The sequence below is a fragment of the Aporhodopirellula aestuarii genome (assembly GCF_023701485.1).
GTDB lineage: Bacteria > Planctomycetota > Planctomycetia > Pirellulales > Pirellulaceae > Rhodopirellula > Rhodopirellula aestuarii.
This window is the reverse complement of record NZ_JAMQBK010000046.1, coordinates 1-11,685: the sequence shown is the minus strand read 5'-3', so window position 1 is coordinate 11,685 and position 11,685 is coordinate 1. Positions and strand designations below refer to the sequence as shown.

The 11,685-nt window shown below is 57.3% G+C and carries 8 protein-coding genes; 2 read left to right on the top strand and 6 right to left on the bottom strand.

All coding sequences use genetic code 11. From position 1 onward, the window contains the following. Nucleotides 1-135: 135 nt before the first annotated feature. The 6 genes from cysK to NB063_RS17320 all read right to left on the bottom strand — a co-directional run bounded on the left by cysK (nt 136) and on the right by NB063_RS17320 (nt 7,727). Nucleotides 136-1,077, bottom strand: a complete 942-nt coding sequence (gene cysK, locus NB063_RS17345; protein WP_250930013.1) for a cysteine synthase A — start codon at nt 1,075-1,077, stop codon at nt 136-138. Between the two features lie 162 nt (nt 1,078-1,239). Beyond that, nucleotides 1,240-2,250, bottom strand: a complete 1,011-nt coding sequence (locus NB063_RS17340) for a 2-oxoacid:ferredoxin oxidoreductase subunit beta (protein WP_250930012.1) — start codon at nt 2,248-2,250, stop codon at nt 1,240-1,242. Nucleotides 2,251-2,408: 158 nt separating this feature from the next. Beyond that, on the bottom strand, nt 2,409-4,328 hold the full coding sequence (locus NB063_RS17335) for a 2-oxoacid:acceptor oxidoreductase subunit alpha (protein ID WP_250930127.1): 1,920 nt from the start codon (nt 4,326-4,328) through the stop codon (nt 2,409-2,411). Between the two features lie 372 nt (nt 4,329-4,700). Continuing rightward, a complete protein-coding gene (locus NB063_RS17330) occupies nt 4,701-6,209 on the bottom strand; it encodes a hypothetical protein (RefSeq protein WP_250930011.1) in 1,509 nt (502 codons plus the stop codon). Nucleotides 6,210-6,220: 11 nt separating this feature from the next. After that, entirely contained in the window at nt 6,221-6,826 is a 606-nt protein-coding gene (locus NB063_RS17325; protein ID WP_250930010.1) for a gluconolactonase, read from the bottom strand. A gap of 79 nt (nt 6,827-6,905) precedes the next feature. After that, nucleotides 6,906-7,727: a carbohydrate-binding protein gene (locus NB063_RS17320; protein ID WP_250930009.1), complete on the bottom strand. Its 822-nt coding sequence runs from the start codon at nt 7,725-7,727 to the stop codon at nt 6,906-6,908. 251 nt (nt 7,728-7,978) lie between these two features. On the opposite strand from NB063_RS17320, the gene NB063_RS17315 reads away from it, so the two are divergent. Together NB063_RS17315 and NB063_RS17310 are read left to right on the top strand one after the other, a co-directional pair. Further along, on the top strand, nt 7,979-8,929 hold the full coding sequence (locus NB063_RS17315; RefSeq protein ID WP_250930008.1) for a DoxX family protein: 951 nt from the start codon (nt 7,979-7,981) through the stop codon (nt 8,927-8,929). 110 nt (nt 8,930-9,039) lie between these two features. Then, nucleotides 9,040-10,896, top strand: coding sequence for a Gfo/Idh/MocA family protein (locus tag NB063_RS17310; RefSeq protein WP_250930007.1), 1,857 nt, complete (start codon nt 9,040-9,042; stop codon nt 10,894-10,896). The last annotated feature ends 789 nt before the right edge of the window (nt 10,897-11,685 follow it).

Genomic DNA, 11,685 nt, shown 5'->3' with positions numbered 1-11,685 from the left:
GCATGCCATTCGTGAAGTGTGAATGAGCGAAGTGGAATCGCTATTCTACACCACCGCGGTGAGCCGATCGGTGCGAATCGATCAGCAGGTTGCCTGTCCGAAGGGTTGCCGATTAAGAACCCGAAATCCGGGTGCCTACAGTCCCAGGTCGCCGAACAGCGGGGTGCTGAGGTAGCGTTCGCCGAGGCTACACATGATCGTGACGATCCGTTTGCCCTTCATATCCGGACGAGCGGCGATTTGAGCGGCGGCGCAAATGTTTGCTCCGCTGCTGATCCCGGCGACGATGCCTTCTTCCTTGGCCAATCGACGGCCCCAGGTGAACGCGTCTTCGTCGTCGACCTGCACGACGTCATCGATGATCGATGTGTCCAAGTTGCCGGGAATGAAACCGGCACCGATACCTTGGATGCGGTGTTTGCCAGGCGATCCGCCGCTGATGACGGGCGAGTGGGTTGGCTCGACCGCGAACGCCTTGAAGTTCGGATTTTGTTTTTTCAAGAACCGGGCCACGCCGGTGATCGTTCCTCCGGTGCCGACGCCAGCGACAATGGCGTCGATGTCATGACCGCTGTCTTCCCAAATTTCAGGGCCGGTCGTGGCCTCGTGAATCGCCGGGTTGGCGGGGTTTTCAAACTGCTGCGGCATGAACGCGTTGTCGGTCTTGTCGACGAGGTTTTGAGCGGTGTCGATGGCGCCTTTCATGCCGTCCCCGGCGGGAGTCAGGACGAGGTTCGCACCCATGGCGCGGAGCAACGCGCGGCGTTCGACAGACATCGATTCCGGCATCGTCAGCGTCAGCTTGTATCCCTTGGCGGCACAAACGAACGCCAGCGCGATCCCCGTGTTGCCGCTCGTCGGCTCAATGATGTGCGTGCCCGAGTTGATATGACCATCACGCTCGCCGGCTTCGATCATCGCCACGCCGATCCGGTCCTTGACGCTATTGAGCGGCTGAAAGAACTCGCATTTGGCAAATACCGTTGCACCGCCGGCTGGAATCAAACGGTTGATCTGCACCATAGGCGTGTCACCAATGGTGCGGGTTACGTTGGCGAAAGTCGTTCCACGAGCCATGAAAATTCTCCTAGTGTGCACTTAACGTCCAGCGATTCGCTTCTTGCTGTTGGGGGTTGTGCGTTGATGATAACGGTAGATTCGTCGGGCATTTCAAAGCGACAGGGGTTGTGAATTCACTGGAATCACCCCCCTCCGTTCGCTCGTCAATCACGACGAATTTCAGGCGACCTGCCAAGTGTCGCCGGAATGGAAGAGAGCCGTCAGGTCCCCTTCACCCTTCTTCGCCTTGGCGGCGGTGACTTGTTCGTTGATCTGGTCGTTGTAAGTCGCCACGCCTTCGACGGCACGCAACACGCCGATCGGTTCGGGCATTTCGGGATACCGCATTCTCGCGAGCATCATTTGAATCGCGGGATTCGGATCGTGTGCGTCGTGGATCAGCAGGTCGTCCGCGGGCACGTCGGCCGTGTTGACGACTTCCAAATGGTTGCCGGTCAAACGAATGCCTTTGTCTCCCTTGGCACCAAAAATCAACGGCTTGCCGTGTTCGAGTTCGATCACGTTCTCGGCACGTTGTTTTTTCTCTTGGGCGTACGCCATCGCACCGTCGTTGAACACGTTGCAGTTTTGATAAACTTCGACCAGCGATGTGCCCTTGTGTTCGGCGGCTGCCTTAAGCGTCTCGCCGAGGTGTTTGACGTGGGCGTCGATGCTGCGGGCGACAAACGTCGCTTCGGCGGCCAGTGCTAGCGACAGCGGGCTGAGCGGGTGATCGATCGCGCCCATCGGCGTGCTCTTGGTGATCTGCCCTTCCGCACTCGTCGGGCTGTACTGGCCTTTGGTCAATCCGTAAATCCGGTTGTTGAACAGGACGATGTTGACGTCCAAGTTTCGCCGCAGGCAGTGAATGAAGTGGTTGCCACCGATCGACAGCGAGTCACCGTCACCCGTGATGACCCACACCATGAGTTCCGGGCGGGTCGATTTGAGACCGGTGGCGAACGTCGGTGCACGCCCGTGAATGCTGTGCATTCCGTACGTGTTCATGTAGTACGGGAATCGGCTGCTGCAACCGATTCCGCTGATGAAGACGGTCTTTTCGCGAGGATACCCGAGTTCGGGCAACACCTTTTTCATTTGCGCGAGGATCGAGTAGTCGCCACAGCCGGGGCACCAGCGGACGTCTTGATCGGAAGCGAAATCAGCAGCTTTCAGGACAGGAAGATTCATTGTTTGAGAACTGAGGGCTGAGGACGGTGGGCGGGAAAATGTTGGGAAATGAGGGGAAACCGATATCGGGTGGCATCGAGATCAACGTGCGTCGATCTTCTGCCGGCCAAACACGCAGGCTCGTCAGAGCGAGCTGGTCGTGTCGAGGAGGCCCAACATCATCCGGCTTTGGTTTGGCGATGCGATGCGGCTTGGTGTGTTGCGGCCTGGTGGGTGGTCGCGTGATGCGTGATCGCATCCACCAGTTCACTGACGGCGAAAGGTTTCCCTTTGACCTTGTTGATACCCACGCAATCGACGAGGTATTCAGCACGCAATAGCATTCGCAATTGACCGGCGTTCAATTCCGGCACGATGACAGTACGGAATGAACGCAACAACGTTCCGATGTTCGATGGCAGCGGATTCATGTATCGGATGTGAGCGTGGCTGACGTCATGACCTGCGTCCCGGCAACGGGCGACGGCTGTCAAGCAAGCACCATAGGTGCCGCCCCAAGAGACGACCAACACATCACCGGAGGTGGGGCCGAAGACGTCTTGCTCGGGAAGTCGTTCTGCGATCTTGGCAACCTTCGCCGCGCGGGTTTCGACCATGTGTTGGTGGTTGTCGGGATCGTACGACACATTGCCGGTGCCGTCTTCTTTTTCCAACCCACCGACGCGGTGCATCAATTCGGGAGTGCCGGGGATCGCCCACGGACGGGCCAAGTTTTCATCTCGGCCGTATGGCAAGAACGGTTCATCCGAATCGCTCGCAACGGGGTGCGAGCATTTGATTTCGGGAAGGTCCTTGATGTCGGGAATCTTCCACGGCTCGCTACCGTTGGCGATGTATCCATCGGACAACAGCATGACCGGCACCATGCATTCGGTGGCGATTCGCCAAGCCTCAACGGCCATCGCGAAACAGTCGCCAGGCGAACGTGGCGCGAGCACGGGCATGGGGGCTTCGCCGTTACGTCCGAACATCACCTGCAACAGGTCGCTCTGTTCGGTTTTGGTGGGCAAGCCTGTGCTCGGTCCGCCGCGTTGCACGTTGATGATGATCATCGGCAGTTCGAGCATCACGCCGAGGCCCATCGCTTCGCCTTTGAGGGCAATCCCGGGGCCGCTGCTCGCGGTGACGGCCATCGTTCCGCCGAACGCCGCACCGATCGTCGCACAGACCGCGGCGATCTCATCTTCGGCTTGGAAGGTTCGCACACCGAAGTTTTTGTACTTGGTCAGTTCATGCAAAATGTCCGACGCTGGCGTGATCGGATACGTTCCATAGAACAGGTCCTTGCCACTGACCTTCGACGCGGCGATCAAGCCCCACGCGAGAGCCTGGTTGCCCATGATGTTCCGGTACGTGCCAGGCTCGAGTTTGGCGGCTTCGACTTGGTAGCTCTCGCCGAAAACTTCGGTCGTTTCACCATACGCCCATCCGGCACGCAGCGCCGCGATGTTTGCGTTCATGATGTCAGGCTTCTTCGAAAACTTCTCTTCGATGAACCGCAGGGTCGGGTCGAGTGAACGACCAAACAACCAATAGACGAGCCCCATGGCGAAGAAGTTTTTGCAGCGATCGGCGAACTTGGTGCTCAAGCCGAATCCGCTGACAGCTTCACGGGTGAGTTCCGTCATGGAGACGCGGACGACGCGGTAGGATTGCTCGATCACGTCTGCGTCGAGCGGATTGCTCTCAACTTTGGCGAGCTTGTATTCCTTGTCGTTGAAACCGTCTTCGTTGGCGATCAGGATCCCGCCTTTGCGGAGGTCACCGATGTTCGTGACCATGGCCGCCGGGTTCATCACGACGAGTGCGTCGAGCGTATCGCCCGGAGTGAAAATCTCCTTGCTCGCGAACTGCACCTGGAATCCGGAAACGCCCGCCCGCGTCCCACGTGGGGCACGAATTTCCGCTGGGAAATCGGGGAATGTCGCCACGTCGTTGCCAGCCAGCGCCGAAGTATTCGTCAACTGGGTGCCGAGCAACTGCATCCCGTCGCCCGAGTCGCCGCACAATCGCACGGTGATGCCAGAGACGGTTTCGACAGTCTTCGAGGTGGCGGAAGAAGTGCTGGTTTCAATCATGGAAGGAGCGGAGAGGGCTGGGGAGTAAGCGGCAAAGGGCGATGGGCGGTCGTGCGAAACCGAGTCAGTTGGTGAGGTACACGAATCGCAGTCCGGTGTGTTTGGTGTTCCGAACGTCTGGGGCGAGATCGAGATATTGACGGCGATTGGCTGGTGACGGCGTTTCATTGCCCCACGTCGAAGGTTTCGAGCGGGGACTCACGATTCGTCGGCGACCGTTTGTTATGAAAAACCCGTTTGCCTGGGGTGACGAAGACCCAGAAACGCGCCGAGGCGCGATTGTAGGGACTTGAGGGATTTTATCGAGCGCTGGTGACCGTCAAAATCACCCTAATCGTATCTTTTTTAATTATTTGCGGGAATGGTTATTGTTCACTCCCGTGACATTTCCCGAACGTAAACCGCCAAGGACGTCTCAAAGGTCGATTTTTCGATTTTGAACTGGGGGGCAGAATCAGTGAAATGGTTGCAGTGTTCGGAGAGCACACGATAGAGGAAGCGGAATAAATGCCGCGGAACCCGCAGTGACTCGAACGAAACGAGCATCTTTTCATACGACAACGAGTCCTCAAAAAGATCCTTCGGTTCGGGCGATTTGCCGTCGGCGGCGCAGGCCTGCATCCGCGCACGAGTGAGATCGTAGAGCGATTCGCCTGTCCACTGAAATGCAGGAATCACATTCTGTTTGTCCAAACGCGCCCGTTCATGAAACTCTCGCGTTTCACGTTCGGTGTCCCGGTACAGTTCCTCCGGCAACATCATTTTAAAGCCGAGTCCAGGGTGCTTGAGCAATTTATTGTCAAGCAACGGCCAAACGAACCGACGCATCAGCTCCGGTTTGCCGCCCGTCATGTGGGGCTCGTCGACTCGGTCCATCAACACGATCATGCCGTCAAAACCGATCCGTGAGAGCACGCCCTGGAATTTGCGGAGTAGTTCATAACGATCGTCCGTTCGGTCATACCGCGGCATCGGCTGGCTCTCGAGTTCCTTGGACGGGAACTGCATCAGCACCTTGCGAACCGCACCGGTCTCGCGTTTGCCCACACGCATGTGCCGATGGATCCCGGCGGCGGCAAAGTGGTTTTTCACCAAGCGGATGACGTAGGGCAGTTTTCCAAAAAAGATGAGGATCGGAATCAACCAAAGCAGATTCCACGTCATCACGCCTTCCTCATCGGCCGAATTCAAAAACAGCCAGCCGATCACTCCCGTGACCAAAATCGACCACACGACCGCGAAGTAGAAGTCGATCGAAGCGGTCCAATTGTGATACCCCAGCCGATGACGCAATTGTTTGAAACGCCCGGTGAAGGTCGACGAAGTCGATTGGTCGTAACACGCCGCCAACAACAGCAGGTCGCGCGCATCGTTGCGATCAAGACGTGAGATCCGGTCCGGGGCGATGCGATTGCCGTCGTCTGCCCGAGGGCGGAAGTCGGTGTCGTCGGCCAACACCTGGTCCACCAACTGCGTCACGCCGATGCACATGATCGAATCCATGTGATCCCACAAACGCCACGCGTCGAGCGCCTTTTCGGGTTTCCGCGCCGCGCGTTTGCCGATTCGTTCGCAGAAGTGATCCAGGAACGGATTGAAATCGTCATAACGCAGGATGTAGACCCTGTCGTCAGGGTGCTGTTCGTTGTACTGCATCAAATGCCGATCCACCTGTAACCGCATCGCCGTTTTCCCAGAGCCTTTGGGCCCGAAGATGATCGCGGTGGCTGGTTCGGTCGGATCGCCGTAGACCTTGTCCCAAGCGGGATGGTAGGCGTTGCGGATGCAGTGCTGTTTGAACACCGGGTCGGTTTGAGCGTCCTCCTCTGCGAAAGGATTCCGAAGGATACCGTGGTGTTCTAAGAAGGATTGAGTATTCACGCGAGTTGTCGTTACTGACCGACGGAGTTGACCATTTTCTTAAAGGCTTCGCCATTTGCTTTGATGACCGACTCCGGGCCGATCATCTTGACGAAGTATTGACGGCGATGCGGTGCGTCGCCTTCGGGTTCGACCAAAATCGCACCCATCATGGCGTAGCCTTCGCGACGCACCACGCGGCCACCTGCGAAGGGGCCGCCACCCATGCGTTCGGAGTATTGTCCCGAAACTTCGACGACGTGTACGGTCCAACCTCCACTCTCGGTTTCCTTCGGCCCGACCGTCTTGCGATCCGTGCTGCTGAACTGACCGATCCAGCGATCGATGTTGGCTTTCACTCCACCGCTGGCGGGCATCATCGTGACGCGTGCGGTTTCGACATTGTCTCCTTCGCCGGCGCTCGCGGCGAACTCGTGTTCGATGATGTTGTTCGCTTTGGGGGCCGGTTTGAATTCGGGGGGAACGACGAGCGTTCCGGACTCGAACACGGTGACCTTTGTGGGCGAAGCCGCTGCGGGGGCTTCGTCACCGACAGCGACGGCGGCAACAGTGGCAAACGAGGCCAGGCAAACCGCGATCACCAAGGTCGAAAACGGTCGATTCAAAGCGAATTTCATGGGGACTACCTCAATCGGGAGAGACAATTCGGACTTCAGTGGGACACAATACTGTTTGATCGCTGTCAAGATGAGGGGGCTATGGCGACGGACGCCGCACCAGTTGGATTTGCCGGACATCCATCAATGCCTTCACCGCGATCCGCTGGGGACGCAGCTTGACGGTGTAGACTCCCGGTTCCGCGATGGCGATTTCGCCAATGTTTCGCCAGACGAAGTTCTGGAAGTGGCCCGTCTCGACGACTTCAAATTCTAATTCGGAAACCGGGGCGTTGTCGGGAGTCGCGGCGTGTGGGCTGGCTACTTGTGGGCTGACGCTGAGCACGGCTTGGCTGCCGCCTTGTCCCGCCCCACACCCTTGCAGTAACCCCACGTTGAAGTTGCCCGGTTGTTCGACGTTAATCGTCCAGGCGGCGAAATCACCTGGATCGATCCAAAATCCGACCGTGTTCTTATAGGGCTGAGGTTCGTAGCGGAGCTTTTCGCCTGTCGTGGTGGCTTCGAAGGCGTGCATGTTGATCCGGCCGTCGCCGAGTTGCTCGGACGCTTTGAGATCGCCTCCGAACTGTACCGCAGTATCAAACACGAGCTCGATCTCTTTGGCGCCAGCGGGCCGGTCGTCCCAGCGAATGAGCCAGTAATCGGGTTCGGGCGCAACAGTCAGGCCAGTGTTTTCGTCCGCGGTCAACCAGTTTGCAGACTTGAGGGCGGCGAAGACTCGAGGAATCTGGATCGAGGTGTGATCTTCGCCTGGAACCAGGAGGATCCGGTTGTCAACAATCTTCAGTCGTTCGTTGTTAGTAAGTTGATCGAGCATCCGCAGATTCAGGGGCTCCGCCGCACAGCACGTCGTGGCGGTAAAAAGCACAAACAGGAGGCTGAGCAAGAGAAGCGTGGGCATGGAGATCAGCGTCCAATCGGAAAACGGGAGGAATGGGGCACCGGGGCGGATTGTAACCGATTAGACTTTGGGGCCGCGATGATTTAGCGTTGCCGGTTTGTAAGATTATGCGATGTCGAAGTCGATCGATTGTCGCACATCATTACTTTTTCTGCGACAATGCTTGGCGAACGAATACGCAGCTGGCATACTGTCGCGCGTCGTTGCGAAAGCATCCGATCCCGCCTCAACCATTTCTGGAGCCCTCCTTAGTGGCCAAAATCCTGCTTCTCCCGATTCGTCTGGCCGTCGGTTATGGGCTCTCACCGCGAATTCTTGGACACATCGCAATTGTGATGCTGGTGATCCTGCGGATCACGATCGGATATCACTTTCTCAGCGAGGGCACCGAAAAATACCAACAGGGCGACTGGACCGCGAAACCGTTCTTCGCCAATGCGACGGGTCCGTTTGCGGGTGAATTCCGCAAAATGGTCTGGGATTACGACGGTGCGATGCGGTTGGATCTCGAACGCACGAAGGTCGTTTGGGCGACCTATCGCGATAACGTCGCCAGACACTATGGATTCGACGATGCCCAGCAGGCTGACGCTCAGCGAAACTACGCCATGGCCGTCGAGCAATACAATTACGTGATCGAGCTCAACGAGAGTGAGATCGAAGAGTTCAAACTGGGGCTCGGCCGGATCGAAAAACTCGACTCCGACCCGGTCCGTGACGGCGTCAGTTCCCTTGGCGGCCAACGCGAAACCGTCCGTAAAGAACTGACCAAATTGATCACGCCGACATTGGACCAAATCGACATGATTTGGGAAAATTACGAAACGGCGCAAAATAAGCTCGCCACCGACGAACAGATCGCCCGCCGTCCTCCGTACCGACTGGTGAGGCCGCGACTCGCGATGATGGATACCAGCGTGATCGACGTCATCATCCCGTATTTTGACATGGCATTGGGATGGTGCTTGATCCTGGGCTTGTTCACTTCCGTCGCCTCGCTCGCCCTGGGCGTGTTCTTGTTTTCTGTCTTCCTGAGCCAGTTCCCACCGACCACCGGTCCGGGATCGTCGAACTATCAATTGATCGAAGCTTTAGCTTGTTTTGTCCTCGCCGCGACGGGTGCGGGGCGGTTTGCCGGGCTCGATTTCTTCCTTCACCTGATTGTTCGAAAAGTCTGCGGGCCGGGCCATAAGGCTGGTTAATCCAGCTCGCGGCCGATCGGTTGAGTTAAGGGCCCCAAGCGACGACTCAACAACCTCCCTCCAAACTCACTCACCTCATAAGCATCACCCCCGACGGGAAATTCACTGCGATGGTTGACAAACTCTCCAAAGACCAACGTGACGTTGGCGAATCAAATTACTACAACGCCGTCGGCAGTTACTACGATGTCAACCGCCGCGATTTTCTGCGAGGTGTTGTCGCAGCCGGAGCCGCCGGTGGTGCGGGTGTCGGAGCTGCTTACTTTGGGTATGGCAAAGTCAAGGATCCCGTCCGGGTCGCCGTGATCGGCACCGGAGACGAGGGCAACGTGTTGATCGGTGGTTGCAACCCCGAGTACGTCGATGTCAAAGCGATCTGTGACATTCGCCCCTACAGCCAACACCGGGCGTTCCACGGTGACTGGTCGAGCCCGTCGGCACTGCAACGACGCCCCGGTTTGATCCGTATTGCTGGATACAAGGATGAAGCCGAAGCACGTCGTAACGTCAAGGTTTATGACGGCAGCAACGGTGGCATCATGGAATGCCTCGATCATCCCGATATCGAAGCCGTTATCATCGCATTGCCATTGTGGTTGCACGCACCGGTTGCGGCACTCGCGATGGAACGTGGACTGCACGTGCTGACTGAGAAACTGATGGCCCACAATGTGGCCCAGTGTAAAGTCATGGCTCGGATGGCTGCGGAATTGGAAGACAAAAACGGCAACCCGATTCACTTGGCGACCGGGCACCAACGCCACTACAACGTGAAATACGAAAACGCGGTCAACCTGATCCGCTGGGGACTGCTCGGCCAATTGCACCACATCCGCGCCCAATGGCACCGCGGGAATGTTCCCGGTGCCGACAGCTGGTCGATGCCGATTCCGGGCGGGGAAATGATCGGTTCAGAACGATTCGACCGAATCGCCAAGGACCTCGAATATCGTCGGAAGGCCCTCAAAGAAACACGCGACCCCGATGAGCAAATCCGTTTGCAACAGGAAATCGCTCTGTGGGAAGCGTGGGATGCGGACAAGAACGTCGATCCCAAAAAATTCGGATACAAAGATTTCTCCGTCGGCGACAAGCTATTCACCGCCGCCGAAGAACTTCACCGTTGGCGATTGTTCCAACGCACCGGTGCCGGTCTGATGGCCGAACTCGGTTCGCACCAACTCGACGCCGTGAGTATCTTCCTCAGCTCGCTGCGGGATGACGGCAAGAAAGTGCACCCACTCTCCGTGCACGCGGTTGGTGGACGTCACATCATGCCGCTCGACCGCGAAGTCGGCGACCACATCTACTGCATGTACGAGTTCCCTGGCCCTGAGTACGCACCGTCGTTCGATGTCGGCTACTACGACCGGGTGGAAAACTATCCGAAGTCGAAGAAAGTCAAAGGCGGTTACGAGCAAATCGATCCTGTCGCCGGATACGAAACCGACCCGAACAAGAAGGTTGTTGTGACCTACTCGTCGATCAACGGCAACGGTTTCGGAGGATGGGGCGAAGTCGTCATGGGGACCAAGGGGACGTTGGTGATGGACAAAGAAACCGACGTTTATCTGTACCGCGGTAGCGACACGAGCAGCAAAGCCGGCGTTGCCAAGAAGGGCGGCGGATATGCCCTCGATACGTCCGCATCCGGTGACTTCGCCGCACCTGTCGCCCAAGCAGCAGCATCGGGTCCAGTCAGCCGCGGATATCAAGAAGAGATCGAGCACTGGGCGTACTGCATCCGCAACCCAGATGGCGAAAACAAACCGCGTTGCTACCCTGCCGTCGCAATGGGTGACGCGGTGATCGCGTTGGGAACCAACGTGGCACTGAAACGCGCCAACCGCGGTGAAAGCGGATACATGAAGTTCGAAGAGGAGTGGTTCGACGTCGATAGCGACGCCACGCCAGACGACAGCGACATCGCTGCCGAAACCAAGTTCATGAAGAAGCCAGTCGCCTAAGACTCGCCGTTTCCATCGGTTACCCCGCGTGAGCATCCCCTCACGCGTCGGTACCCCAACCAATGCATCCACGGCGTTCCTGAACAAGGAACGCCGTTTTGCATTGGCACGCACGGCATCTCGTGGACGATGTTCTTAAAGCTCCCCCGGCAGGGCACCCTGCGAGAATTGGAAACATTCATTCTGGAACTTGGAACGGACTTCGCGTTTGTCGGTCGCCGGCACCGCATCAAAATCGACGACGAAGACTGTTAGATTGACTTGCTGTTCTATCACAGAAGGTTCCGCCGTCTTGTTGTCATCGACCTCCAGCTAGGCAGGTTCAAAGCGTCCTGCGGAGGGGAAATGGAGCTCTAAGCACCTAGGCTGGAGTTTTTCGGTGTATCGGTCGTTTGATGCTAACCATGGTTCCTACGTTCAACCAAAGCTATCGCTGGACTGCCTGAAATTCGCTCTGGACAAGTCGTGTCGCTGTCCCTTTAGCGTTTAGCTGGATCCAGTATCTCGCGAATGGTTAAGCAGTTATGCAGGAATCATCTGGCGAAACTGCCGCGAACGGTAGGCCGGACCGAGGCTTTGCGAGTTCCGACATTCACTTGCTCAGTCGTGCCGGAACTGCGTCGCTTAGGCTCCTTGGTCCGGCCTACGCCGAATCGATCACGATCTGCGGAATTGTCGTTATACCGAATCACTTCTATGTACCTGCTTAGTCACGGTCGTGACGACATGTCAAAGCCACGGAAGTAAGTCCGTGGTTTGGGAAAACAAAGCGAAGCAAGTCGCAACGCG

What these genes read in the sequence shown, in the direction of transcription:
- cysK (WP_250930013.1), bottom strand. Translation starts at nt 1,077, where the DNA reads ATGGCTCGTGGAACGACTTTCGCCAACGTAACCCGCACCATTGGTGAC.
- NB063_RS17325 (WP_250930010.1), bottom strand. Translation starts at nt 6,826, where the DNA reads ATGAAATTCGCTTTGAATCGACCGTTTTCGACCTTGGTGATCGCGGTT.
- NB063_RS17340 (WP_250930012.1), bottom strand. Translation starts at nt 2,250, where the DNA reads ATGAATCTTCCTGTCCTGAAAGCTGCTGATTTCGCTTCCGATCAAGAC.
- NB063_RS17310 (WP_250930007.1), top strand. Translation starts at nt 9,040, where the DNA reads ATGGTTGACAAACTCTCCAAAGACCAACGTGACGTTGGCGAATCAAAT.
- NB063_RS17335 (WP_250930127.1), bottom strand. Translation starts at nt 4,328, where the DNA reads ATGATTGAAACCAGCACTTCTTCCGCCACCTCGAAGACTGTCGAAACC.
- NB063_RS17320 (WP_250930009.1), bottom strand. Translation starts at nt 7,727, where the DNA reads ATGCCCACGCTTCTCTTGCTCAGCCTCCTGTTTGTGCTTTTTACCGCC.